23 protein-coding genes are annotated in these 22,811 nt (G+C 70.2%); 14 read left to right on the top strand and 9 right to left on the bottom strand.

What is annotated here, in order from left to right:
• Nucleotides 1-7 precede the first annotated feature (7 nt).
• Nucleotides 8-1,411 carry an aminodeoxychorismate synthase component I gene (pabB, locus tag RXV79_RS26055; RefSeq protein WP_316701085.1) on the top strand — a complete coding sequence of 468 codons (1,404 nt, stop codon included), beginning with the start codon at nucleotides 8-10 and terminating at the stop codon, nucleotides 1,409-1,411.
• Nucleotides 1,412-1,510: 99 nt separating this feature from the next.
• On the top strand, nucleotides 1,511-2,206 hold the full coding sequence (locus RXV79_RS26050) for a hypothetical protein (RefSeq protein WP_316701084.1): 696 nt from the start codon (nucleotides 1,511-1,513) through the stop codon (nucleotides 2,204-2,206).
• Here RXV79_RS26050 and RXV79_RS26045 read toward each other — a convergent pair.
• Entirely contained in the window at nucleotides 2,203-4,020 is a 1,818-nt protein-coding gene (locus tag RXV79_RS26045) for an AsmA family protein (RefSeq protein ID WP_316701083.1), read from the bottom strand. The genes RXV79_RS26050 and RXV79_RS26045 overlap by 4 nt on opposite strands.
• A 91-nt stretch (nucleotides 4,021-4,111) precedes the next feature.
• Here RXV79_RS26045 and RXV79_RS26040 point away from each other — a divergent pair, with 91 nt between their 5' ends.
• Complete coding sequence (locus RXV79_RS26040) at nucleotides 4,112-5,722, top strand: thioredoxin family protein (protein WP_316701082.1); 1,611 nt, start codon at nucleotides 4,112-4,114, stop codon at nucleotides 5,720-5,722.
• On the opposite strand, the gene RXV79_RS26035 is transcribed toward RXV79_RS26040, so the two are convergent.
• The 6 genes from RXV79_RS26035 to RXV79_RS26010 all read right to left on the bottom strand — a co-directional run bounded on the left by RXV79_RS26035 (nucleotide 5,697) and on the right by RXV79_RS26010 (nucleotide 10,961).
• Entirely contained in the window at nucleotides 5,697-6,677 is a 981-nt protein-coding gene (locus tag RXV79_RS26035) for a lysylphosphatidylglycerol synthase domain-containing protein (RefSeq protein WP_316701081.1), read from the bottom strand. The genes RXV79_RS26040 and RXV79_RS26035 overlap by 26 nt on opposite strands.
• Nucleotides 6,667-7,908 carry a cardiolipin synthase ClsB gene (gene clsB / locus RXV79_RS26030; RefSeq protein WP_316701079.1) on the bottom strand — a complete coding sequence of 414 codons (1,242 nt, stop codon included), beginning with the start codon at nucleotides 7,906-7,908 and terminating at the stop codon, nucleotides 6,667-6,669. The genes RXV79_RS26035 and clsB overlap by 11 nt, the downstream gene beginning before the upstream one ends.
• The gene (locus RXV79_RS26025; RefSeq protein WP_316701078.1) at nucleotides 7,905-8,684 is read right to left on the bottom strand and encodes an endonuclease/exonuclease/phosphatase family protein; all 780 of its coding nucleotides are present in this window, start codon (nucleotides 8,682-8,684) and stop codon (nucleotides 7,905-7,907) included. The genes clsB and RXV79_RS26025 overlap by 4 nt, the downstream gene beginning before the upstream one ends.
• Nucleotides 8,685-8,769: 85 nt before the next feature.
• A complete protein-coding gene (locus RXV79_RS26020) occupies nucleotides 8,770-9,150 on the bottom strand; it encodes a hypothetical protein (RefSeq protein WP_316701076.1) in 381 nt (126 codons plus the stop codon).
• A gap of 22 nt (nucleotides 9,151-9,172) precedes the next feature.
• A complete protein-coding gene (gene gstA / locus RXV79_RS26015; protein WP_316701075.1) occupies nucleotides 9,173-9,778 on the bottom strand; it encodes a glutathione transferase GstA in 606 nt (201 codons plus the stop codon).
• 67 nt (nucleotides 9,779-9,845) lie between these two features.
• A complete protein-coding gene (locus RXV79_RS26010) occupies nucleotides 9,846-10,961 on the bottom strand; it encodes an ABC transporter substrate-binding protein (RefSeq protein ID WP_316701074.1) in 1,116 nt (371 codons plus the stop codon).
• A gap of 182 nt (nucleotides 10,962-11,143) precedes the next feature.
• On the opposite strand from RXV79_RS26010, the gene RXV79_RS26005 reads away from it, so the two are divergent.
• The 6 genes from RXV79_RS26005 to RXV79_RS25980 all read left to right on the top strand — a co-directional run bounded on the left by RXV79_RS26005 (nucleotide 11,144) and on the right by RXV79_RS25980 (nucleotide 16,336).
• Nucleotides 11,144-12,037, top strand: a complete 894-nt coding sequence (locus RXV79_RS26005; RefSeq protein ID WP_316701072.1) for a pirin family protein — start codon at nucleotides 11,144-11,146, stop codon at nucleotides 12,035-12,037.
• 65 nt (nucleotides 12,038-12,102) lie between these two features.
• Nucleotides 12,103-12,549: a VOC family protein gene (locus RXV79_RS26000; RefSeq protein WP_316701070.1), complete on the top strand. Its 447-nt coding sequence runs from the start codon at nucleotides 12,103-12,105 to the stop codon at nucleotides 12,547-12,549.
• Nucleotides 12,550-12,595: 46 nt separating this feature from the next.
• Nucleotides 12,596-12,964 (top strand): glutaredoxin domain-containing protein, encoded by a 369-nt coding sequence (locus tag RXV79_RS25995; protein WP_316701069.1) that lies wholly within the window; start codon nucleotides 12,596-12,598, stop codon nucleotides 12,962-12,964.
• Entirely contained in the window at nucleotides 12,961-14,397 is a 1,437-nt protein-coding gene (locus RXV79_RS25990) for an alpha/beta hydrolase (protein ID WP_316701068.1), read from the top strand. Before RXV79_RS25995 ends, RXV79_RS25990 begins: the two co-directional genes overlap by 4 nt.
• Nucleotides 14,394-15,167 (top strand): ABC transporter ATP-binding protein, encoded by a 774-nt coding sequence (locus RXV79_RS25985; RefSeq protein WP_316701067.1) that lies wholly within the window; start codon nucleotides 14,394-14,396, stop codon nucleotides 15,165-15,167. The genes RXV79_RS25990 and RXV79_RS25985 overlap by 4 nt, the downstream gene beginning before the upstream one ends.
• Nucleotides 15,164-16,336, top strand: coding sequence for an ABC transporter permease (locus tag RXV79_RS25980; protein WP_316701065.1), 1,173 nt, complete (start codon nucleotides 15,164-15,166; stop codon nucleotides 16,334-16,336). The genes RXV79_RS25985 and RXV79_RS25980 overlap by 4 nt, the downstream gene beginning before the upstream one ends.
• A gap of 10 nt (nucleotides 16,337-16,346) precedes the next feature.
• Here RXV79_RS25980 and RXV79_RS25975 read toward each other — a convergent pair whose 3' ends face one another.
• Complete coding sequence (locus RXV79_RS25975; protein ID WP_316701064.1) at nucleotides 16,347-17,477, bottom strand: SMP-30/gluconolactonase/LRE family protein; 1,131 nt, start codon at nucleotides 17,475-17,477, stop codon at nucleotides 16,347-16,349.
• A gap of 49 nt (nucleotides 17,478-17,526) precedes the next feature.
• Between RXV79_RS25975 and RXV79_RS25970 the strand changes: the two genes are divergently transcribed.
• Nucleotides 17,527-18,021: a GNAT family N-acetyltransferase gene (locus RXV79_RS25970; RefSeq protein WP_316701063.1), complete on the top strand. Its 495-nt coding sequence runs from the start codon at nucleotides 17,527-17,529 to the stop codon at nucleotides 18,019-18,021.
• 377 nt (nucleotides 18,022-18,398) lie between these two features.
• Here RXV79_RS25970 and RXV79_RS25965 read toward each other — a convergent pair whose 3' ends face one another.
• A complete protein-coding gene (locus RXV79_RS25965) occupies nucleotides 18,399-18,806 on the bottom strand; it encodes a DUF4902 domain-containing protein (protein ID WP_316701062.1) in 408 nt (135 codons plus the stop codon).
• A gap of 161 nt (nucleotides 18,807-18,967) precedes the next feature.
• On the opposite strand from RXV79_RS25965, the gene RXV79_RS25960 reads away from it, so the two are divergent.
• From RXV79_RS25960 to RXV79_RS25945, 4 genes are all read left to right on the top strand, one after another.
• Nucleotides 18,968-19,696, top strand: a complete 729-nt coding sequence (locus RXV79_RS25960; protein ID WP_316701061.1) for a helix-turn-helix transcriptional regulator — start codon at nucleotides 18,968-18,970, stop codon at nucleotides 19,694-19,696.
• A 9-nt stretch (nucleotides 19,697-19,705) separates the two neighbouring features.
• Nucleotides 19,706-20,428, top strand: a complete 723-nt coding sequence (locus RXV79_RS25955) for a helix-turn-helix transcriptional regulator (protein WP_316701059.1) — start codon at nucleotides 19,706-19,708, stop codon at nucleotides 20,426-20,428.
• A 79-nt stretch (nucleotides 20,429-20,507) separates the two neighbouring features.
• Nucleotides 20,508-21,230, top strand: coding sequence for an autoinducer binding domain-containing protein (locus RXV79_RS25950; protein WP_316701058.1), 723 nt, complete (start codon nucleotides 20,508-20,510; stop codon nucleotides 21,228-21,230).
• 488 nt (nucleotides 21,231-21,718) lie between these two features.
• Nucleotides 21,719-22,777: an HlyD family secretion protein gene (locus tag RXV79_RS25945; protein WP_316701057.1), complete on the top strand. Its 1,059-nt coding sequence runs from the start codon at nucleotides 21,719-21,721 to the stop codon at nucleotides 22,775-22,777.
• Nucleotides 22,778-22,811: the final 34 nt, after the last annotated feature.

Here is a 22,811-nt window from a genome sequence, read left to right as displayed (position 1 = left end):
TGGTTTTGTGAAACCCAGCATCGTACCGGCCACGCTCCACGCGACGCCGCAAGACCTCTACGCACGCCTGGGCGCGGTCGACGGCACGGTGCTGCTCGAAAGCAGCAAGCAGATGCCCGGCTTGAGCGGCTGGTCGTGGGTGACCGGCCCCGCGGTGGCCACGCTCGAAACGCGAGGTGCCCGAACGACCCTCGTCGACGCTTCGGGCCAGCATGTGCTCGGCGAATGGGCCGACCCCTTCGAGGCGCTCGCTGCGGTGCTGTCGCAGCTGCCGGCCGACACGGCGGCGCGGCCCGCGGGCCTCGGCTTCGCGGGCGGGCTGGTCGGTTACCTCGGCTACGACCTCGCGCGTTTCGTGGAGCGTCTGCCGGCGATCGCGGCCGACGAGCCCGCCCTGCCCGCGATGCGGCTGCACGTGTGCGACCACCTCTACGCCCACGACCACGCGAGCGGCACCTGGTACTGGTGCGAAATGGCCACGCCCTGGGGCGATGCCGAGACGCGCCAGCGGGTGTGGGCGACGACACGCGCCTGCGCCACGGCGCGCACGCCGGCCGCGGGCCGCTTCCAGGCCGGCGCGCCGCAGTCGCGCACGGCGCCGGCACGCTACCTCGGCCAGGTGCAGCAGGTGCTCGACTTCATCGCGGCCGGCGACATCTTCCAGGCCAACCTGTCTCACCGGCTCGAAGCGCCGTTCGAAGGCGACCCCTTCGCGCTGTACCGTGCGCTGACGGCGCGCAACCCGGCGCCGTTTTCCGCCTACCTGCCGGGCGATGGGTTTGCGATCGCGAGCGTGTCGCCCGAGCGCTTCCTGAAGCTCGATCTCACGCCCGCGGGCCGGGTGGTCACCGCGCGGCCGATCAAGGGCACGCTGCCGCGCGAAGCCGACCCGGTGCGCGACGACGCGCAGCGCCTCGCGCTCACGCACAGCGTGAAGGACCGCGCCGAGAACCTGATGATCGTCGACCTGATGCGCAACGACCTGGGCCGCGTGGCGCAGGTGGGCAGCGTGAAGGTGGAGCGGCTCTTCGAAGCCGAGCCGCACCCGAGCGTGTGGCAGCTCGTCTCGACCATCCGTGCCACGCTGCAAGAAGAGAAGGGCGTGGCCGACCTGCTGCGCGCCTGCTGGCCACCGGGCTCGATGACGGGTGCGCCGAAGGTGCGCGCGATGGAGATCATCGAAGCGCTGGAGCCGGTGCGGCGCGGGCCGTATGCGGGCGCGATCGGCTACTTCGACGCGAGCGGGGCGATGGACCTCTCGGTGGTCATCCGCACGGCCATCGTGCACGGTTCGCGGGTGATGCTGCAGCTCGGCGGCGCGGTGGTGGCCGACTCCGACCCGGCGAAGGAGCTCGCCGAGACCGAGGCCAAGGGCCGCTTCATCGTGCAGGCCTTGGCGGGGGTGAGATGAGGCATTGCCGACGCGGCGGGCCGAGCGCCGGGCCGCTCCCAAGCCGGCCCGCATCCCCTCGGGGGATCGGCCGATGTACGCATCGGACGAGGGGCTGACATGTTGACCGCAGCGCACAGCCGCCGCCTGCGCGAGATCTGGCGTTCGGCAGGCTGGCCCTGCCAGGACCTCATCGAAGTGGAGTTGCTGGCCGCGGGCTTCATCGAGCGCGTGCGCCAGCCGAGCGGCCACGAGACCCTGCGCGTGACCGACGCCGGCGTGGCGCTGCTGGTCGACGCGCTGCAGCGCAACCGCGCGCGGCGCGATGCGCATGAGGACCTGGTGGAGCGTGTGGCGCGCGAGATGACGCGTGCCGGTCGCCTCGCCTGGCGGGGCCTCGCCTTGCGCGCCAAGGTGGGCGGGGGCCCGGATTCACAAGATGGGGCACAGTGGGTGATGGCGATGCCCGACGTGTTCTCGATCCGCCACACCACGGTCGAGGCCTACGTCGAACCCATCGTGCACGAGATCAAGGTGAGCCGCGCCGACCTGCTGTCCGACCTGCGGCGCGAGGCCAAGCGCCACGCCTACCTGCAGCTCAGCGGCGAGTGCTGGTACGTGATCGCGCGTGGCATCGCCGAGGCCGACGAGATCCCGCCCGAGTTCGGGGTGATGGCCGCCGAGGGCGCGGCGCTGGAGGTGCTGCGCCCGGCACCGAAGCGCGCGTGTGCGATGTCGCTGCCGCTGTGGATGGCGCTGGCCCGCGCCACGCCGCTCGACGGCTGGCAGCACGACGACGCGCAGGGCCTGCTCTAGGCGCCGCAGCGGCCGGCCGCACCGGCCGGCAGCGCCTCGCGCTGCGCCAGCTCCACCTTCGCCCCGCGGAAAGTGCCCTGCGCCACGATCGACGCCGGCAGCGTGCCGCCGTGCGCCTGCGGCGTGAGCACCAGCGCCCAGCTCTCGTCGGCCAGGTGCAAGCTGCCGATGCCCTGCACCTGCGTGCGCTCGGTCTCCAGCACCAGCTCCTTCGTGCGGCCCACCCCGCCCGAGAACGCGACCGACAGCGCGCCGCAACGGATGGGCACCGGCTGGTTGCCGCCCACGAGGGTGCTCAGCATGCGGCCGGCGTGCAGGCCGAGTCGGGCATCGAGCTTCTTCGGCAGGCTGCCGCCGATGAACTGCAGGTCGAGCTGGCCGTCGACCCCGCCCCACCAGCTGGCGAGCGTGGCGCCGACGGTGCTGAGCTTGAGGCTGCCGTCGACGGCAGGCCATTGGACGTCGTGCACGTCGGGCTGGCGTGCGAGGCCGGGCCACAGCTCGGTCAGCTTCACGCCGCGGGCCTTGAGCTGCAGCGCGGCTTCGGGTTGCTTGCCCCGGGTGTCGAGCGCGAATCGGCCCTCCCAGCGGCCACCGGCGAGCTCGCCGCGCTGGAGCTGCACCTGCACGTCGCCGCGGTCGAGCGTGGCCAGCGCCGTCAGGTCGTGCGCCCCCGGCCACTTCGGGGCTTCGAGCGTGCCGATCTGCAAGGCGATGCGGCCATCGAGCTTGCGCAGGGCATCGAGCGGCAGCGCACGCTGCGGCAGCACGCGCGTGGTTGACGCAGGCGGGCGGGCTGCTGCAAGCGCGGGCTCGCCGTGGCGTGACGGCAGGTCCTGCAGGCGCAACCGCTCGCTTGTCACCGTCGCCTGCAGTGATGCGCGCCCGTCACGCTGCGCGCGGGCCGGCGTGTAGCGCGCCTCGCCGGCGAGGTCGGAGCGCCCGAGCGTGAGCTTGGCGCGACGGGTCACCCAGCTCGCGCCATCCCGCACCACCTGGCCGTCGAAGCGATAGGGCGGCGAGGCCGGCCACTCGCCCCGCGGCAGGAAGGCGTGCAGCTGCGCCAGCGTGTCGCCGCGCAGTTGCACCTGGGTGTCGACCGCCGACAGCTGCATCAGGTCGGCGATCTCGCCCTGCACCGCGAGCGTGGTGTCGCCGCTGCTGGCCTCGCCGCGCAGCGGGAAACGCTCTCCGGTGTCGACCATGCTCAGCACCGGCCCCGCCTCGGCCCGGCCCGCCCAGCCGGCGTCACCGAAGCGGCCCTGGAAGGCGATGCGTTGCGTGCGGCCGTCGTGCGGCTGCGCAAGCGGCGTCGACCGCGCCTCCAGCATGAGCCCGAGGCCGCGGTGGGCGAGCGTGAGGCGGCTGCGCTCGGCCTGCAGGCGCTGGACGCGCATGCGCGCGCCGCCGCGGTCGTCGGGGCGGGTGAGGCGCCAGTTGCGCAGCCCGTCGGGCTGGCGTTGCAGGTCGACGTCGGCCTCGACGAGGTGCATGCGGCGCATCACGCGCACGTCCGAAAAGAGGGTGGCCCAGTCGAAGGTGAAGCTGGCTTCGCGGGCGGTGATGAAGGGCCGGCTACCGCTCGCCCAGGGCGCGTTGGCGACCCGCAAGCCGCGCAGGCGCACCACGGGCTGCCAGTCGGCGTCGAGGCGGATCTGCAGGTCGTCGACCTGCACCTCGCGCTTCGACTTGTGCTCGATGTAGCGCACCACGGCCGGACGAGCCCAGTTCCAGTCCGCCATCAGCAGCGCGAGCACCAGCAGGACGCCCGAGGCGCCCAGCAGTGCAGCAAGGGTGCGCGGCGGCGGGTTCATGCAGGGCGATGCTAGGCAGCGCCGGGGCGGCGGGCGCCCGGCCAACCCCGCGTCTGCGTGTAGGACGTGGCGTGACGTTACGCTCGCGCTCATGCTGCGCCTTGCTCTTCTCGTGCTCGCCACCGCCACGCTCGCCGCTTGTGAGCGGCCCGCGGCACCCGCCGTCGCCCCGGCGCCGCCCGCCAGTGCCGCGGCGCTGGTGGTGCCGGCGCCCCTCGGCACGCCGGCCGCAACGGGCATCGCCTGGCTCGCCGCGAGCACCGATGCCGAGGTCGACGCCGCCTTCGCCCAGGCACGCGAGCAAGGCAAGCCGGTGCTGCTGTACTGGGGCGCCGAGTGGTGCCCGCCCTGCAACCAGCTCAAGGCCACGCTCTTCAACCGGCAGGACTTCATCGAGCGCACCCGCGCCTTCGTGCCGGTCTACCTCGATGGCGACCGGCCCGGCGCGCAGAAGCTCGGCGCGCGCTTCAAGGTGCGGGGCTACCCGACGCTCGTGCTCTTGAACCCGGCCGGCCAGGAGATGACGCGCCTGCCGGGCGAGGTCGACGCGCAGCAGATCACGCAGGTGCTGACCCTCGCCCTGGCGATGCAGCGGCCGGTGAAGGCCGTGCTCGCCGATGCCCGCGCCGGGCGGCCGCTGAGCGCGGGCGAGTGGCAGTTGCTGGCCTTCTATTCGTGGGAGACCGACGCCGGCGACGAGCAGGCGCAGGTGCTGCCCCCGAAACAACTGCCGGCCGCCCTGCGCGAGCTGGCCGCCGCCTGCCCGCCGGCGCAGGCCGAAGCCGGCACGCGCCTCTTCCTCAAGGCCTGGGCCGCCGCGGAAGCGCCACGCCCGGACGCGAAGGCGCGCGAGCGTTTTCTCGCGGTGCTCCGCAGCGCCGAGGCCTCGCGGGTGCAGATGGACGTGCTGGCCAACCACGCCGAGGCCCTGGCCAAGGCGTTCGCACCGGCCGGCGACAAGTCTCGTGCGGCGGTGCTCGAGGCCTTCGACGCGAGCTTGGCGGGCTTGGCCAACGACGTGACCTTGTCGCGCGCCGACCGGGCGAGTGCCTCCATCGCCCGGGTGCAGCTGGCCCGCCTCGACGCGGCCAAGCGCGTGCCGCCCGCGCTGATGAGCGACATCCGCGAGCAGGTGGCACGGCTGGACCGCGAGACGACCGACGGCTACGAGCGGCAGGCGGTGATCCCCACGCTGGCCTACCTGTTGCGCGAGGCGGGGGCCGCACCCGACTCCGACGCGCTGCTCAAGGCCAACCTCGCGCGCAGCCACTCGCCCTACTACCTGATGTCGAGCCTGGCCAGCAACGCGAAGAAGCGCGGCGACAGCGCCGAAGCCCTGCGCTGGAGCCAAGAGGCCTACCAGCGCAGCGAGGGCCCCGCCACACGCCTGCAGTGGGGCGCGGCCCATGTGGCGACGCTCGTGGAGCTGGCCCCGCAGGACGAAGCGCGCATCGAGGCGGCCGTGCTGCAGGTGCTGCGCGAAGCGGTGGCGCAGCCCCACGCGTTCTACGAGCGCAGCGCCCGTTCGTTGCAGCGGGTGGCCGACACGCTGGCCACATGGCAGAAGAAGACCCCAGGCCACGCCGACGCGATGGCGCGCCTGCGCAGCGAGCTCGATGCGCTGTGCGCCGCCGTGCCCGAGGCTGACGGCCAGCGCGACGCCTGCCGCAACCTGCTCAGCCCGAAGAAGGCTTCAGCCTGAGCTCGAAGCCGAGGTAGAGCAGGGCGGCGAGCGCCAGCGGCACCAGGTAGTACAGCGCGCGGTAGACCAGCAGCGCGGCCAGCAGCGGGCTCTCTGCGACGGGTGGCGACAGCAGCGTGAGGAACACCGCCTCCAGCACCCCGAGCCCGCCCGGCACATGGGTCACCACGCCGGCCACCGCGGCGGCGAGCAGCGTGGTGAGGGCGGCGGCGTAGTCGACCTGCGGTGGCAGCAGCGTGTAGACGGTGGCGCCGATCAGGCCCCAGTTGAGCGCCGAGAGCGCCAGCTGCAGCAGCGCCGCGCGCCCCGATGGCAGGTGCAGGTGGTGGCCGCGCACCGCAAAGCTGCGCCGGGGCGAGGCGAAGCACAGCGCCACGTAGCCGGCGGCGACGGCGATGAGCGCCGCCCCCAGCACCTGCAGCGCGCCCGCGCCGAGCGACCACCCTTCGGGCACCGCGAGGGGTTGCCACAGGCAGCACACGCCCGCGAGCACGAAGTAGCCCAGCCAGTTGGTCAGCATGCTGAAGCCGACGATGCGCGAGATGCGCGCCGCGCTCAGGCCCTGGCGCGAGTAGAGCCGTGCGCGCAGCGCGACGCCCCCCACCAGCGAGCCGAAGTTGAGGTTGAAGGCGTAGCTCGTGAAGGCGGTGGCGAGCACCCGCCACGCCGGCAGCTTGTGGCCGGTGTAGCGGCGGCTCAGCAGGTCGAAGGTGGCGTAGAGGGCGTGGCTGGCGATCGCGAGGCCAGCTGCGGCCACGAGGGTGGTGGCGGAGTAGTCGCCGATGGCCGCGGCCACGTCGCCCCACTTCACCGTGCGGGCGTAGCGCAGCACGAGCCACAGCACGAGGGCCAGGAAGACGGCCGAGGCGCTGCGGCTGAGCGCCGGCCACCACGGGCGCCGCGTGAACGGCACGCGGTGGGCCGGCGGGGCCGTGGGCGCCGCCTCAGACGCCATGGGTGCGGTGCTCGCGCGCGCCCTCGGCGGGGGTGGTGGCCTGGCTGGCGCTCACGAGGGCCGGCGTGTGCCGCGGCAGCCAGGTGGCCCAGTACGGAAAGCGGCGCAGCACGTGGAAGACGACGAAGCTGCGCACCACCTGCCACAGCGTGGGCTTGCCGTCGCCCTCGGCTGCGACCTCGCGGCAGCTTTCGCAGACGAGCTTGTCGAGCCGCTCGGCGAGCTGGCGGTTGAAGTCGGCGTCGCGGATGACGACGTTGGCCTCGAGGTTGAGCGCGAGGCTCAGGGGGTCGAGGTTGCTCGAGCCGACGGTCGACCATTCGTCGTCGGCCAGTGCCACCTTGCCGTGGAAGGGGCGCTGGCAGTACTCGTAGATCTTCACGCCCGCGCGCAGCAGGTGGTCGTGCAGCAGCTCGGCGCCGAACTTCACGATCGGCATGTCGGGCGTGCCCTGCAGGATGAGCCGCACCTCCACGCCGCGCCGTGCCGCGCGGCGCAGCTCGCGCAGCAGGCGATAGCCGGGGAAGAAATAGGCGTTGGCGATCCACACGCGCTTCTTCGCCGAGCGGATGGCCACGCGGTAGAGGCGCTCGATGTCGTCTCGGTGGTGGTTGTTGTCGCGCGTCACGAAGAGCGCGTGCGCGTTGCCGGCGTGTGGCTGCTGCGAAGGTGGCGCGACTGGCTTGCGGTGGAACCACCAGCGCCGCGGGCCGTGCGGCTCGTGGATGGCGGCGCGCACGAAGCCGTGGATGTCCGACACGATGGGGCCGCGCACCCGCACCGAGTAGTCCTGCTTGGCCTCGGGGCCGAAGTCGAGCAGGTGGTCGGCCGAGTAGTTGATGCCGCCGATGAACGCGAGCTCCCCGTCGATCACGACGATCTTGCGGTGCATGCGGCGCAGCACGTTGGCGCGGATGCCCAGCAGGGGCTTTTGCGGGTCGAACACACGGATGCGCACACCGGCCGCCGTGAGTTCGCCGATGAATTGCGGCGAGAGGTCGGGCGAGCCGAAGCCGTCGATGAGCAGGTCGACCTGCACGCCACGCTGCGCCGCCTCGACCAGCACCCGGTGCAGCGCCGTGCCGACCTTGTCTTCGAAGAGGATGAAGGTTTCGAGGATGACTTCGCGCCGGGCCTGCGCGATCGCCTCGAACACGGCCGGGAAGAAGGCCTCGCCGTTCTCCAGCAGCGTGAAGTGGTTGCCCGGCTGCCAGCGGGCGCGCTCGGTCATAACGAGATCTCCGCGACGAGCGGGGCGTGGTCGGAGAGATGCGACCAGGGCCGGCGCGGCAGGACCACCGGCGAGTGGATGCGCGCGTGGCGCACGTAGATGCGGTCGAGCGCGAGCACGGGCCAGCGCGCGGGGAAGGTGCGCACGTGTTCGCCGTGCGCGTGCACGAAGACTTCGCGCAGGCCGCAGCTGCGCTCCAGGATGGGGTTGGCCCGGTGGCGCCAGTCGTTGAAGTCGCCGGCCACCACCAGCGGGGCGTCGGCGGGCACTTCGGTGTGCACGAGCTTGCACAGCAATTCGAGCTGGCGCCGGCGGTGCGATTCCTTCAAACCGAGGTGCACGCAGATGGCGTGGATGCGCTGCTCACGGCCGGGCACGCGAAGCGCGCAGTGCAAGAGGCCGCGGCGCTCGGGGCCGGCGATGGAGACGTCGTGGTTCTGGTAGTGCTCGATCGGGAACTTCGACAGCACCGCGTTGCCGTGGTGGCCGTGTGGGTACACCGCATTGCGGCCATAGGCGAACTCGGGCCAGATCTCGTCGGCGAGGAATTCGTAGTGCGGGTCTTCCGGGAAGTTCAGGAACTTCGACGGGTGTTTCTCGTGCGCGCCCTGCACCTCCTGCAGGAAGACCACGTCGGCGCCGACGGCGCGCACGGCCTCGCGCAGCTCGTGCAGGATGAACTTGCGGTTGAAGAAGGTGAAGCCCTTGTGGGTGTTGACCGTCATCACCTTGAAGGCGAGCTCGGGCATGGGTCGGTCGGGCGGGTTGCGGGACATGCCCGTTTTTGTACCGTCAGGCCCTTGGCCGGCCTGTAGGACAAGGCCGGAGGCGGGCGCAGGCCGCGTTCCCGATCGTCCCGGCTCAGCGGGACGCGGTCGAGGCGGCCGGGCGGCTGCCCGCGGGCGCCAGCTGCACTTCGTACTGGGCGCCGCGGCTGCGGTCGCCGAAGAGCAGCGTGCCGCCCGCCCAGCGGTAGCTCGAGAGGAACTCGGCGATCTGCATGCCGCCGTGCAGGGTGATGCCCACGAGCAGGCCCTGCTCGAAGCTCAGCACGTAGCGGATGTCGTCGACGCGCAGGGTGAGCGTGCCGTCGGCGTCGACGCGCGCCTCCATCGGGCCGCAGGTGGGGGCGTTCTGGTTGAGGGTGACGCACATCTGCGCCTCGTAGCGGCCGGGGCTGGGCGCGCCGGCCGCAGTGCCGGTAGCGGCCGTGGCGGCCACCAGCAGCGGGAGCATCAACATGGTGCGTGCCCCCGCGTGCGCGTCACTTGATCAGGCCTTCCGCCTTGAGGGCGGCCTGCACCGCGGGGCGCGCCAGCATGCGGGCCATGTAGGCCGTGATGTTCGGGTACGGAGCCAGCTCGATGCCCACGCGGCCCGACCAGTTGAGCACCACGAAGAGGTAGTTGTCGGCCACGCTGTAGTCGCCCAGCAGGTACGACTTGCCGGCCAGCTGCTCGTTGACGTAGGCCAGACGGCCGTTGATGCGGCTCTTGGCGCCGTTCTTGACCTCGTCGCTCGCGTTCGGGTTGAAGAGCGGGCCATAGGCCTTGTGCAGCTCGGTGCCGATGAAGGTGAGCCACTCCTGCAGGCGGTAGCGCGGCATCGTGCCGTTGGCGGGCGCGAGGTTCTTGGCCGGCACCTGGTCGGCGATGTACTGCTGGATCGCGGCCACTTCGGTCAGGCGCTCGCCGTTGTCGAACTCCAGCAGCGGCACGTAACCCTTGGGATTGATCGTGTAGTAGTCGGTGCCGTCTTCGAGCTGGTGGGTCTTGGTGCTGGCGAGCACGGCCTCGAAGGGCAGGCCGGACTCGAGCAGGGTGATGCGGACGGACAGCGAGCAGGCGCCGGTGCTGTAGTAGAGCTTCATGTTCCGCCTAGGTCGTGGTGAAAGGGCGGTCATTACACCGCTTTCACCATGACCTTGCAGCGGGCGGTCAGCGGACGAAACGGCCGTCGCGGGTGACCTGCACCAGCTCGACGAAGCGCGAGCCGGTGTGGTTGCCGCTGGCGAAGTTGACGTCCATGCCGGCGATGCGCAGCTTGGTGGCGGCGAGTGCCGCATGCAGCTTCTGGCGGTTGAGGTCGCGGCCCATGCGCTTCAGGCCGTCGAGCATCACGAGGGCGTTCACATAGCCCTCGAAGCTGTAGTAGTTGACCGGCACCTTGGCGGTGGTGGCCAGGCGGCGATATTCCTTCACCGTCGGGTCGACCTCGTTCCACGGGTAGGGCATGACCTGCGAGATGGCAAGGCCGCGTGTCTTCTCGCCGACGACCTTGGCGATGAGGTCGCCCGGCACCAGCGACATGCCGTAGAACGACGGCTGCAGGCCACGCGCCCACACCGCCTTCATCAGCTCGCCGCCGAGCGCGCCGCCGAGGTACATGACGATGGCCTGGGGCTCGCCCGCCATCAGCGTGCCGGCCACGGCCGCGGCATCGGACGCATCGCCCTTCATGGGGGAGGCCGCCACCGGCTTCAGCTGGTGCGCGGCCAGCGCCTTCTCGATGAGGCGCATCGCTTCCACGCCGCCCGGGTTGTCGAGGTGGGCCACCGCGAGCTTGGTGATGCCGATGGTCTGCAGCTGCTGGACCAGCACCTCGGCCTCGCGGCCGGTGGTGGCGCGCACGAAGTAGGCCGAACCCTGGGCCTTGTCGCGCGCCGAGTCGGCCACTGCGTAGCCACCGACGAGCGGGGCGCCGCTCTCCTTCAGCACCTGGCTCGCCGCGGCCGTGGTGCCCGAGCCCACGCAGGCGAAGAAGGCGAGGGCTTTGTGTTCGCTCAGAAGCTTTTGGTAGTTGGCGACGGCCTTGTCGGGCTTCAGCTCGTCGTCGAGCGACACCACCCGCAGCTTGCGGCCGTTGACGCCGCCCTGCGCGTTCGCCGCGTGGAAGGCAAGGTCGGCGCCGGCCAGCATCATCTTGACCGGCGCGCCCAGCGGGCCGCCGAGGATGCCGCTGTTGCCGAGCACGATCTCGTTGGCGCTCTGGGCCCAGGCGGGAACGCCCAGGCTGGCCAGGCCGCCAGCGGCCAGGAAGTGTCTGCGTTGCATGTCGTCTCTTTCGCAGTGAATTCGGACGCACGTCCGAAGTGCTTGCTTTTCATAAGCAATTTCTGAGGCGGAGCCTACGCTTGTTGTGCTGGCGCGGGGAGTGGGGCGACTCCACATCCTTTGAGCGCTGTGTGCAAAAAGTCTTGAGCGCGGCGCTTTTCGTGGCGCATAGAGTGGCTGTCATGAACACCACCACCGCGCTTTCCAGCACCCCTGCCGTTCTTTCCGTTGCCACCTCGCGCCGCGTCGAGCGGCTGGTGCAGGGCCAGCCCACCTCCGACGGCGACGGCGTGAAGCTCACCCGTGTGCTGACGCAACCGCTGCAGCGCCGGCTCGACCCCTTCCTGATGCTCGATGCCTTCGGCAGCGACAGCGCGTCCGACTACATCGGCGGGTTTCCGAGCCACCCGCACCGCGGCTTCGAGACGGTGACGGTGATGCTCGAAGGCCGCATGCGCCACCAGGACAGCGTGGGCAACGTGGGCCTGCTCGAACCCGGCAGCGTGCAGTGGATGACGGCCGGCCGCGGGATCATCCATTCCGAGATGCCCGAGCAGGAAGAGGGCCGCATGGCCGGCTTCCAGCTGTGGGTCAACCTCGCCGCCAAAGACAAGATGACGGCGCCGACGTACCGCGACGTGCCGCCGCAGGGCGTGCCCGTCTTCACGCTGGAAAGTGGCGTGGCGGTGCGCGTGATCGCAGGCGTTAGCCACGGCGTGACTGGCGCGGTGACGCGCCCGACCACCGAGCCGCTGTACCTGGACGTGGCGCTGCCCGCGGGCACGACCTTCGCACAGCCTCTCCCGGCCGGCCACAATGCCTTCGTCTACGTGTACGGCGGCGCGGTCGAGATCGCGGGCACGCGGGTCGAACGCGAGCGCATGGCCATCCTCGCCAACGACGAGGCGGCGGACGGCGTGGCGGTTCGGGCGCTCGAGGGTGAGGCGAAGCTGCTTGTCATCGCCGGGAAACCGCTCCACGAGCCCATCGTGCAGTACGGGCCCTTCGTGATGAACACGCCGGCCGAGATCCACCAGGCGATGGCCGACTTCCAGCGTGGGGTGCTCGCGACCTGAGCCACGCGGCGCGCGGGGGCGGCCGATACTGGCTGGCCCCGTCTTTCGGCTCCAGGAGCGCGCCCATGATCGAGGTCACCGGCATCGACCACATCTACATCACCGTCTCCGACCTGGCCCGCTCGCAGGCCTTCTACGACACGGTGCTGCGCGAGGTGCTCGGCTTTCGCAGCAACAGCTTCGAGATCGGCGGCGACCGGCACGTGCAGTACTACAACCGCCACTTCGGCTACGTGCTGCGGCCCCGGCGTGGCAGCGGCACGCACGACCCCTACTCGCCGGGGCTGCACCACTTCTGCCTGCGGGTGGAGTCGGTCGACGACGTGGTGGCCGCCTCGAAGGCCCTGCGCGCCGCCGGCATCGATGCGAGCGAAGCGCACCTGCACCCCGGCTATGCACCCGACTACTGGGCCACCTTCTTCACCGACCCCGACGGGGTGCGGCTGGAGATCACCAACTACCGCGCCGAGCGGCGCGAGCGGCACGATCGGTGGCACGAATTGGGGGCTTGAGCAGCGCTTAAGCTCACGGCTTCGCTGTCTCCCACGCACCGCCTCGATGCCGCGCCCCATCCTCGACGAACCCCTGCTGCACCCGGCCATCCGCGACAAGGTCGCCAACCTGCACGCCGACATCGTGCACAACGTGCGCTCGGCAGCGGCATCGAACCCGGTGCTGGTGGTGGGCATGGCGTTCAACATGCCCGCGCGGCGTGCCCGGCGTGCGCTCGACACCGCCGGCGTGCCCTACCAATACCTCCAGTTCGGCAGCTACCTGAGCGGCTGGCGGCGGCGCAACGCGCTCAAGATGTGGACCGGCTGGCCCACCTTCCCGATGGTGTTCGTCAAAGGCCAGCTGATCGGCGGCGCGAGCGATCTGGACAGGCTCATCGCCAGCGGCGAGTTGAAGCGTCTGCTGGGGCAATGAGAGGCGCGCTCCTCGTCGGTGTCTGGCTGTGGACAGGGGCGCTGCAGGCGCTGGCGGCGGGCCCGGCGCCGTGCCGCGTCGACGGCCTCTCGCACCAGGTGCTGTGTGGCGCGGTGCTGCGGCCGCTCGACCCGGCCGCCGCCTCCGGCCCGCAGATCGCGGTGCACTACGTGGTGGTGCCGGCGCTCGCGCGCAACAAGCTGGCCGACCCGGTGTTCCTGCTGGCCGGCGGCCCGGGGCAGAGTGCGATCTCGCTGGCCGGGCAGGTGATGCCGCTTTTCGCGCGGCTCAACAACCGGCGCGACATCGTCTTCGTCGACCAGCGCGGCACCGGGCGCTCGGCGCCGCTCGTGTGCGAGGACCCGCGCCGCCAGTCGGTGGCCGAGCAGGCCGACCCCGAGCGGCAGCTCGCCCAGCTGCGCGAGTGCCGCCAGCGCCTGCAGGCGCTGCCGCACGGCGACCTGCGCCACTACACCACGCCGATCGCCATGCAAGACCTCGACGCGGTGCGCCGCACGCTCGGCGCCGAGCGCATCGACCTCGTCGGCGTCTCCTACGGCACGCGCGCGGGGCTCGACTACCTGCGCCAGTTCCCCGCGCACGTGCGGCGCCTGGTGCTCGATGGCGTGGCCCCGCCCGACATGGCGCTGCCCGCGAGTTCGGCGGCCGATGCGCAGACGGCGTTCGACGCGCTGCTCACCGCCTGCGAGGCCGAGCCCGCCTGCCGGCGCGAGCACCCCGACCTGCGCGGCGCCTGGTCGGCCTGGCTCGCCCGCCTGCCGCAGCCGGTGAGCGTGCAGCACCCGCTCACGGGGCAGCCGGAGCAGTTCACGCTGACGCGCGCGATGGCGATGTCGGCGGTGCGCGGCGCGCTGTACACGCCGGTGCTGATGCAGGCGCTGCCGGTGGCGATGCACGAGGCGACGCTCGGCCGCCCGCAAGGCCTGCTCACGCTCGGCAGCAGCCTCACCGGCCGCAAAGGCTCGGGGCTCGCGATGGGCATGCATTTTTCGGTGGTGTGCAGTGAAGATCTGTCACGCCTGGTGGCGGGGCGCGACACCGTGCCCGGCGACTTCGCCGACGGCCGCACCCTCTACGAGAAGGCCTGCGCCGACTGGCCGCGCGGCGAGCTGCCCGAGGCGTTCTACCGGATCGGCACGAGCCCGGTGCCCGTGCTGCTGCTGAGCGGCGGCCTCGACCCGGCCACCCCACCGCGCCACGGCGAGCGGGTGGCGCGGGCGCTGGGCGCGAAGGCGCGGCACGTGGTGGTGCCGAATGCCGGCCACGGCGTGCTCGGCATCGGCTGCGGGCCCGAGCTGCTGACGCGCTTCGTCGACCACGAGGAAGAGCGGGCCGCCCTCGCACTCGACACCCGCTGCGTGCAGGGCGTGCCGCGCCCGCCCGCGTTTCGGCCGGTGGGGAGCCTGAAGTGATCGAGGTGCAGGGCGTGGCCAAGCAGTTCGCCGCCGCACGCGGCGGCTGGCGCCTGCGCCGCGCCGCGCCGGTGCAGGCGGTGCGCGAGGTGAGCTTCCAGGCCGCCGACGGCCGCATCACCGGCCTGCTCGGGCCCAACGGTGCAGGCAAGACGACCACGCTGCGCATGCTCGCCGGCCTGATGACACCGGACGCTGGCACGCTCACGGTCGAAGGGGTGGACGTGGCGCGCGACCCGCAGGCGGCGCAGGCGCGCATGGGCGTGTTGAGCGATGCGCGGGGGCTGTACCCGCGGCTCACCGCGCGCGAGAACATCGTCTACCACGGCCGCCTGCACGGCATGGCGCGCGAGGCGGCGAACGCACGGGCCGAGTCACTCGCGCAGATGCTGGAGATGGCGCCCCTGCTCGACCGCCGCACCGAGGGCTTCAGCCAGGGCGAGCGCATGAAGACCGCGCTGGCCCGCGCGCTGGTGCACGACCCGCGCCACATCGTGCTCGACGAGCCGACCAACGGCCTCGACGTGGTGGCCACGCGCGCCTTGCGCGACACGCTGCGCTGGCTGCGCTCGCCCGAGGGCGGCGAGAAGTGCATCGTGTTCTCGACGCACATCATGCAAGAGGTGGAGCGGCTGTGCGACGAGGTGGTGGTGGTGTCGCACGGGCGCACCGTGGCGCACGGCACGGTCGACGAGTTGCTCGCGCAGACGGGCGAGCGCGACTTCGAGCAGGCGTTCGTGAAGCTGGCGTTTCCGGAGGTGACGTCATGAAGGCCGTCATGCTCGCGTGGGTGGTGATGGCCAAGGAGCTGGTCGACGCGCTGCGCGACCGGCGCACGCTGATGATGGTGCTGGTGTCGGCGGTGCTGCTCGGGCCGCTGGTGCTGGTGGCGCTGTCGAGCCTGCTCGCTTCGTTCGAGGAGCGTGCCGAGCGACGCGAGCTGGTGGCGGTGGGCATCGAGCATGCGCCGGGCCTGGCGAACTTCCTCGCGCGGCAGAGCATCAAGGTGCTGCCGGCGCCGACGGACTACGAAGACCTGCTGCGCCGCTCGAAGCTGCACGAGGCGGTGCTGGTGGTGCCGGCCGGCTTCGAAGCCGCGCTGCTGCGCGGCGAGCAGCCTCAGGTGGAGGTGGTGCAGGACAGCGGCAACCGGCCCTCGCAGGCGAGTGCGGCGCGGGTCTCGCGGCTGCTGCAGGCCTATGCGCGCGAGCGCGGCTCGATCGGGCTGATGCTGCGCGGGGTGTCGCCCGAGCTGCTGTCGCCGCTCGCGGTGCAGGAGCGCGACCTGGCGAGCACCCAGGCGCGTGCGGCCCAGCTCACCGCGATGCTGCCCTTCTTCATCATGATGGCGGTGCTCTACGGCGCGCTCAATGCTGCGCTCGACACCACGGCCGGCGAGCGCGAGCGCGCGTCGCTCGAGCCCCTGCTGATGACACCGTCGCCGCGGGCGGCACTGGTGGTGGGCAAGTGGGCGGCGGTGGCGTCGCTTGCGATGCTGATCGCGGTGCTGAGCTGCCTGGGCTTTTTGCCGGCGCAGTGGCTCTTGCGCAGCGACACGCTGCAGGCGATGTTCCAGTTCGGCCTGGTGGAGGCGCTGTGGTTCCTCGCGGTGCTGCTGCCGTTTGCCGCGGCCTTGTCGGCGGTGCTGATGGCGGTGGCGATCCGCTGCAAGACCTTCAAGGAGGCGCAGGCGGCCAGCACGCTGGTGGTGCTGGCGGTGTCGCTGCTGCCGCTCATGACCACCTTCAACCAGAGCGGCGAGGCGCCGTGGCACCTGTGGGTGCCGGCCCTCGCGCAGCACACGCTGATGACCAAGGTGCTCAAGGGCGAGGGCGTGAGCCCGGAGCAGCTGCTGGTGCCCGTCGTCGCCTGTGTGCTGCTGACCGCGCTCGGCGTGGCCTACGTGGCGCGGCGGCTGCGCGCCGCCGCACTGCGTTAGCGCCGCGCGTTCAGAGGCCCGCCTTCTTCTTGTCGAGCCAGCCGAGGGACTTGGCGTGCAGGCTCTGGATGTAGAGGCGGTCGTCGGCCTCGGTGACGGCGGTGGTCTCGGGGTAGGCGCCGGTCGGGTCCTGCAGGTCGAGCAGCACCTTGCCCGATTCGTCGAACGCGACCACGTGGCCGTAGGCGGGCGGCACCGGCCACAGCGCCTTCGGCAATCTCATCGACAGCGAGCGCAGCCAGGGCTTGCCGGCACTGTTGTCGATGAAGGCGCCGCGCGGTTTCACCAGGCCCATCCACACACGGCCGTCCTGGCCGCGCATCAGGTTGTCGGGGTAGCCGGGCAAGTTGTGCATCAGCACGCTGGCGGTGGCCTTGGGAGTCTTGGCGCTCACGGCCGTGGCGGTGGTGGCGACCTTCCAGATGCGGTACTCGCCGGTCTCGGCGACGAAGAGGTGCTGGTCGTCGGCAGAGAGCGCCACGCCGTTCGGGAAGCACAGGTCGGCGAGCAGCACGCGGGTGGCCTTGGTCGCCGGGTCGTACTCGAGCAGGCGGCCGGTCGACTGGTGCTCGATGATGTCGAGCACGCTCGCGTTGAAGGTGCCGCCCCAGGCCTTGGCGCCGAAGCGCTGGCTGGCGTCGGTGAAATAGATCTTGCCGCTCTTCGCGACGACCACGCCGTCGGCATAGACGATGGGCGTGTTGTCGACGCTGTCGGTAAGCAGCTCGAGCTTCACGCTCGCGCCGCTGCCAGTGGCGCGGAAGAGGCCGCCGTGCGGGCCGGCCATCGGGTCGGCGATGACCATCGCGCCGTCGGCATCGAAGTCGAAGCCGAGCGGGCGGCCGCCGGTCTGGATCACCACCTCGCGGCCCGAGCCGTCGGGGCGCATGCGGACGATGGCGCCGCTATCCACCGCGATGTAGAGCCAGCCGTTGCGAAAGACGATGTGCTCCGGGCCCCGGTGGCTGCCGAGGTCGAGGGTCTGCAGCCCGGCCAGGCGTGTGTTGGCCGCATGCGCGCCGGTGTAGCCTGGCGTCGGCGCCACGGTCCAGGCTACCGGCTTCACCGGCACCGGCCACAGGAGCAGGTAGGCCACGAGCGCGGCGACGACCACGAACAAGGCGAGCAGCAAGCGGCGCATCGGAATCCTCCTCCTTTGAATGGGGCCCGAGTATGCGCATGATGTGCACATGAATCAGCCCGTTGCATCCCTGAGCATCACCTGGCGCATTGCACGCCTCGAAGAACTCTCGCCCCTTGAACTGGCGCGCCTCTACCGCGCGCGCCAGACGGTGTTTGCCATCGAACAGAACAGCGTCTACCTCGACGCCGACAAGGCCGACGAACAGTCGTTCCACATTGCCGCGTGGGCCGAGGGCCACGAGCTGCCGCTTGCCTGCGCACGCCTGGTGGACCCGGGTGTGAAGTACACCGAGCCGTCGATGGGTCGCGTGGTCACCACCGCCGCGGGCCGCGGCACCGGCCTCGGCCGCGAGCTGGTGGCGCGTGTGCTGCGGCTGTCGGCCGAGCGCTTTCCGGGGCAGGGCAATCGGATCTCGGCGCAGTCGTACCTGCGGCGCTTCTACGGCAGCTTCGGCTACCAGGCCGTGGGCGAGGAATACCTGGAAGACGGCATCCCGCACATCGAGATGCTGCTACCGGCTGACCCGGCGGCCGGTCAATGACAAGCTCTTGGCATAGGCGCGCGCCCCCCGGCGCCTTAGTCTTTGCCTGTTGCCGTCACGGCAAACGCATGGACCCTGCTCCACGAGAGAGGGGGCCGGCGTGGACAGGCTTCCGGGTCGGGGAGGACACAAGGGAGGCGTGAGGCCTGCGGCAGCCGACGAGCCGCTGGCAGCCATCACGCCAACCCGAGGGCCTGGCCACGTCGGCATCCATCGGCCCGGCAGACCACCTGCCGGGCGCGCACCGATCCGCATCGGTCTCCAACGGGTTGCTCGCGCAACCTGCACCTACCGGGGTGTTTCCCAGGCCACCCATGCCCGTGCGGTGGCCTGTCTTTCTTTGTGCCTGTGTTCTTTGTGCCTGTGCGGTGCGAGCCTCAGTGCTCCACACGTTCCAGCGCGCGTTGCACCTCGCTCTGCCAGGGTAGGGCGTGCACCAGCTCGTTGAGGCACAGCGTCGCCTCGAAGCCGGTCAGCACCTTGCCCTTGGTGCCCACGAACTGCAGGTTGGTGACGAGCCCGAAGGGGTCGGCCATCGCGACCACGCCCTCCTGGATCTCGACCCAATCCCAGGCCACGCCGGCCGCGCCTTCGCCCGAGGGGCCGCCCCAGAGGGTCTGGCCGGTGGTGGGGCTGTCGGCGTCGCCGGGCTTGAGCACGCGGGTTCCGAGGTGCACGAAGTTGAGACTGGGCGCCTGCTGGATGGGACAGGTGACGGGGGGCCACGCACACACGATCCACGCGGGCGCGGCAGCGACATGGGGTTTGGACAATGGGCGCAGCATGAGAGTCCGATGGTTGTTGGAGTGGCGGCATGATGCGCACAAGCCAGCGCCTTCGCAGCTGTCAACCCTGCCAGCTGTCAAACATGACAGGTGTAATCTGTCGCAGGTCGCGAGAACTGGGCGACCCCGCCAGCAACAAGTGCCTTCAGGGCCGAACAGGGATGGATCACGAGTTACATCACGGCGACTACCTCGCGGTGCACGAGGTGTCGACCCCCGACGAGCTGCAGGCTTGCGTGGTGCGTTTCGCCCAGCGGCTGCAGTTCCAGACGGTCTCGCTCACCACGGTGCTGGAGCGGCCGGGCCAGGAGCCGGAATTCCGCTCGGTGCACAACACACCCGCGGCCTACCGCGAGAGTTTTGCCAACCTCGACGACGCCAAGCTCGACCCGGTCAGCCAGCACTGCAAGCACAGCCACCGCCCGCTCGTGTGGGACCAGTCCACCTATGTGCACGCCGGGCAGGGCGAGGCCTGGGAGCACCAGGCGCAGCACGGCTACCGCACCGGCATCGCGGTGGTCCACCACCTGCCGAACGGGCGCCACATGATGTTCGGCCTCGACCGCGCCGCGCGGCTCGTGCCCAACTCTGCGGAGGTCACTCGCGCACTCGCGGCGGCACAGCTCTTTGCGACCTATGCACTCGAGCCCGCGATGCGCCTTCTGGCCCCGCCGGAGCTGGAGCAGCACAAGGGCCTCGCGCTTTCACCGCGCGAACTCGAAGTGCTGCGCTGGACGATGGAAGGCAAGACCGCCTGGGAGATCGGGCGCATCCTCGGCATCGCGGAGAACACCGCGATCCGGCATGCCCACAACGCGTCGCGCAAGCTTGGGTGTTCGAGCAAGCATCATGCGGTGGTGAAGGCGTTGAGGTTGGGGTTGATTCAGTGAGGCTCCTGAATGGAAAGCATGCTGCAAGGCGAATACATATCGGTTCTGGACGCGAAGACCAAGCACGAGTTTGAAGCGCATGTCGTGCGTTTCGCCCAGGGGCTGGGCTTCCGGACGGTCACGGCGATGGCTGTGATCGACCACGTCCTGGGTGAACCAGAGTTTCATTGTGTCGACAACGGGCCTGCGGCCTATGACGCTTTGGCCAGCGATCCAGCCAACGGCAAACGCGATCCGGTGATGCAGCACTGCAAACACAAGAGCGTGCCCATCATTTGGAATCAGGCGACCTACGTTGTGGCGGGCGAGGGCAACAAGTGGGAGGAGCAGGCCCAATATGGCTATCGCTGCGGCATCGGTCTCGCCATGCACCTACCCAAAGGACGGCACTTTTTTCTGGGTGTGGATCGTGACCAAGCCTTGCCAGCGTGCCCGTCAGAGATCACCAGGATGACCGCGGCGCTGCAGCTGTACGCCGCCTATGCCCAGGAGGCGTCCACTCATGTTCTGTTGCCTTCGGTCGCTCCGCAGGAGACGGTGGCCCTCACCCCTCGGGAGCTTGAAACTCTTCGGTGGGCGATGGAAGGCAAGACGGCGTGGGAGGTGGGGCGCATTCTTGGAATTGCCGAGGACACCGTCGCGCGTCATGCCCACAGTGCGGCTCGCAAGCTGGGTTGCTCGAGCAAACTCCATGCGGTGGTGAAGGCGTTGAGGTTGGGGTTGATTCAGTGAGCATCTGGAGGGGCGGTCTTTCGTATCATGAGCGCTGACGCTATTGGCGACGGCCCGGAACAAGTTAGGAGTCAAGCTCATGTCAGGCCTGCTTCAAAGTGGCTACTTGTCCGTCCTTGAGGCCAAGACGAAGGACGAGTTGCTGGCACACGTTGTGCGGTTTGCGCGGGACCTCGGCTTTCAGACGGTCACCGCATCAACCGTCATCGACCACTTCATCGGCGATTCAGAATTCATATGGATCGACAACGCGCCGGCGGGGTATCGCGAGATCGGAGAGGACCGTAATACGGCCAAGCGCGATCCCGTGATGCAGCATTGCAAGCACAAGAGCGTGCCCATTATCTGGAGCCAGAACACCTACCTCGATGCCGGTCAGGCTGAGGTGTGGGAGGAGCAAGCCAGGTTTGGGTACCGACATGGCATCTGTCTTGCGCTCCATATGCCCGAGGGGCGGCACTTCCTGTTCGGCGTGGACCGTGACCAACCCTTGCCCAAGGACGTGGCGGAAATTACCCGCATGGTCGCTGCGTTGCAACTCTACGCTGTGCACGCACAGGAAGCTTCGGTTCGCTTGTTGCAGCCGGCTGTGGTCTCCCAGGAAGGGCCTTCTCTCACACCGCGTGAGCTCGAAACATTGCGGTGGACGATGGAAGGGAAGACCGCTTGGGAGGTTGCCAACGTCCTCGGCATCAGCGAGCGCACTGCCGTGCTGCACGCGAACAACGCGATGCACAAACTCGGGTGTGTCAACAAGCACCAGGCAGTTTTGAAAGCATTGCGACTTGGTTTGATCCGCTGAGCTGGCTCACCCCCCGGGGATTTCACCGAGCGCATCCCTGTAAGAGCTGACAGTTACCGGCCGACGTGGTGGCTGCTGCAATGTGTTCAGTGCACATCGCCTTGTGCACAGCCCACAGGAGCACACCATGCAGCCCACCACCACCAAGAGCGTTCCCGGTTCTAGCGTTTCTCCCAAGCAGCAGCCTGGTCAGACAGTTCCTGCGCCGCAACCGCTGCCGCCGGAACTGCTGCGGCAGGTGTCCGGTGGCGCACCCCGCCCCATGTGGTGATTGTTGGTAACGGGCCATGCCCTCCCTCTTCCGCCCTGAAGTCGTCGAAGGTCGACGGCAACAGTGGCTGGGCAGCATTCAGCTGATCCGGCCGGTATCCCTCGCCGTGCTCACCGCTCTCGTCGCCCTCACGGCGGCGGCGGCGGCCACATACCTATCGCTCGGGGAGTACACGCGCAAAGCACGTGTGAGTGGATACCTGGTACCGGATCGCGGAGTGATCCGCCTTGTGCCGCCGCAGGCTGCGACAGTCGTCGAGCGGCACGTGACGGAAGGGCAGGTGGTCAAGCGCGGCGACGTGCTGTTCGTGTTGTCGATGGAGCGGGCCACGCTCCGCGGCGACACGCAGGCCGCCGTGCAGGCCTCGCTCGCCGCGCGCGAGAAGAGCCTCAAACAATCGACCGAACACCAGCAGCGCCTGCAGCAATCGCAGGCGGTCGCGCTGCAGCGGCAGATCGCCGACATGCAGCAGGAACTGGCGCAGATCGGTGCCGAGGCGGCACTGCAGGCGCAGCGCCTCGCGCTCGCGCAACAGGCGCAGGCGCGACTGGAGTCGCTGCGCAACGACAACTTCGTGTCGTCCGCACAGGTGCAGGCCAAGGCCGAAGAGGTGCTCGGCTTGCGCGCCCAGTTGCAAAGCTTGGAGCGCCAGCGTGCGGTGCAGCAACGCGAGATTGGCAACCTGGAAGCGCAGGCTCGCGAGCTGCCGCTGCGCATGCAGGCGCAGCAGGGCGAGCTAGAGCGTGACCTGGCGGTCGTCGCGCAGCGCTCCGCCGAAAGCGAAGCGCAGTCGCGCCTCGTCGTGCGCGCACCCGAAGACGGCATGGTGACCGCCGTGGTCGCCGAGCGTGGCCAGCCGGTCACGCCGGGGGTGGCGCTGGCGAGTCTGCTGCCGGCCGATGCCAGGCTGCAGGCGCATCTGTTTGCGCCGTCGAGCGCGGTGGGGTTCTTGCACTCACACCAGCCGGTGCAGCTGCGCTACCAGGCCTATCCGTACCAGAAGTTCGGCCACCACGCGGGCGAGGTGCTGCAGGTGTCGCGCACGCCGCTGCAGGCCGCCGAGCTGGCGGGGCTCTCGCTGCCGGCACGTGCCGCCGACGAGCGCGAGCCGCTGTACCGCATCACCGTGTCGCTGGACCAGCAAGCGGTGCAAGCCTACGGCCGTGCGCAGCCGCTCGCCCCCGGCATGCAACTCGACGCCGACGTGCTGCTCGACCGCCGTCGCCTGATCGAGTGGATCTTCGAGCCCCTGCTGAGCGTGACGGGGCGCGTGTGAACCAAGCCGTGAACGGGTTGTATTGATGCTGGAC

The organism is Piscinibacter gummiphilus, assembly GCF_032681285.1.
Classification (GTDB): Bacteria; Pseudomonadota; Gammaproteobacteria; order Burkholderiales; family Burkholderiaceae_C; genus Rhizobacter; species Rhizobacter gummiphilus_A.
Note: the sequence above shows the minus strand (reverse complement) of the source record. Positions and strands in the feature narration are given on the sequence as shown.

Coding starts and splice junctions, on each gene's coding strand:
- RXV79_RS26050 (WP_316701084.1), top strand. CDS start 1,511: ATGTTGACCGCAGCGCACAGCCGCCGCCTGCGCGAGATCTGGCGTTCG.
- RXV79_RS26045 (WP_316701083.1), bottom strand. CDS start 4,020: ATGAACCCGCCGCCGCGCACCCTTGCTGCACTGCTGGGCGCCTCGGGC.
- RXV79_RS26040 (WP_316701082.1), top strand. CDS start 4,112: ATGCTGCGCCTTGCTCTTCTCGTGCTCGCCACCGCCACGCTCGCCGCT.
- RXV79_RS26035 (WP_316701081.1), bottom strand. CDS start 6,677: ATGGCGTCTGAGGCGGCGCCCACGGCCCCGCCGGCCCACCGCGTGCCG.
- clsB (WP_316701079.1), bottom strand. CDS start 7,908: ATGACCGAGCGCGCCCGCTGGCAGCCGGGCAACCACTTCACGCTGCTG.
- RXV79_RS26025 (WP_316701078.1), bottom strand. CDS start 8,684: ATGTCCCGCAACCCGCCCGACCGACCCATGCCCGAGCTCGCCTTCAAG.
- RXV79_RS26020 (WP_316701076.1), bottom strand. CDS start 9,150: ATGTTGATGCTCCCGCTGCTGGTGGCCGCCACGGCCGCTACCGGCACT.
- gstA (WP_316701075.1), bottom strand. CDS start 9,778: ATGAAGCTCTACTACAGCACCGGCGCCTGCTCGCTGTCCGTCCGCATC.
- RXV79_RS26010 (WP_316701074.1), bottom strand. CDS start 10,961: ATGCAACGCAGACACTTCCTGGCCGCTGGCGGCCTGGCCAGCCTGGGC.
- RXV79_RS26005 (WP_316701072.1), top strand. CDS start 11,144: ATGAACACCACCACCGCGCTTTCCAGCACCCCTGCCGTTCTTTCCGTT.
- RXV79_RS26000 (WP_316701070.1), top strand. CDS start 12,103: ATGATCGAGGTCACCGGCATCGACCACATCTACATCACCGTCTCCGAC.
- RXV79_RS25995 (WP_316701069.1), top strand. CDS start 12,596: ATGCCGCGCCCCATCCTCGACGAACCCCTGCTGCACCCGGCCATCCGC.
- RXV79_RS25990 (WP_316701068.1), top strand. CDS start 12,961: ATGAGAGGCGCGCTCCTCGTCGGTGTCTGGCTGTGGACAGGGGCGCTG.
- RXV79_RS25980 (WP_316701065.1), top strand. CDS start 15,164: ATGAAGGCCGTCATGCTCGCGTGGGTGGTGATGGCCAAGGAGCTGGTC.
- RXV79_RS25975 (WP_316701064.1), bottom strand. CDS start 17,477: ATGCGCCGCTTGCTGCTCGCCTTGTTCGTGGTCGTCGCCGCGCTCGTG.
- RXV79_RS25970 (WP_316701063.1), top strand. CDS start 17,527: ATGAATCAGCCCGTTGCATCCCTGAGCATCACCTGGCGCATTGCACGC.
- RXV79_RS25965 (WP_316701062.1), bottom strand. CDS start 18,806: ATGCTGCGCCCATTGTCCAAACCCCATGTCGCTGCCGCGCCCGCGTGG.
- RXV79_RS25960 (WP_316701061.1), top strand. CDS start 18,968: ATGGATCACGAGTTACATCACGGCGACTACCTCGCGGTGCACGAGGTG.
- RXV79_RS25955 (WP_316701059.1), top strand. CDS start 19,706: ATGGAAAGCATGCTGCAAGGCGAATACATATCGGTTCTGGACGCGAAG.
- RXV79_RS25950 (WP_316701058.1), top strand. CDS start 20,508: ATGTCAGGCCTGCTTCAAAGTGGCTACTTGTCCGTCCTTGAGGCCAAG.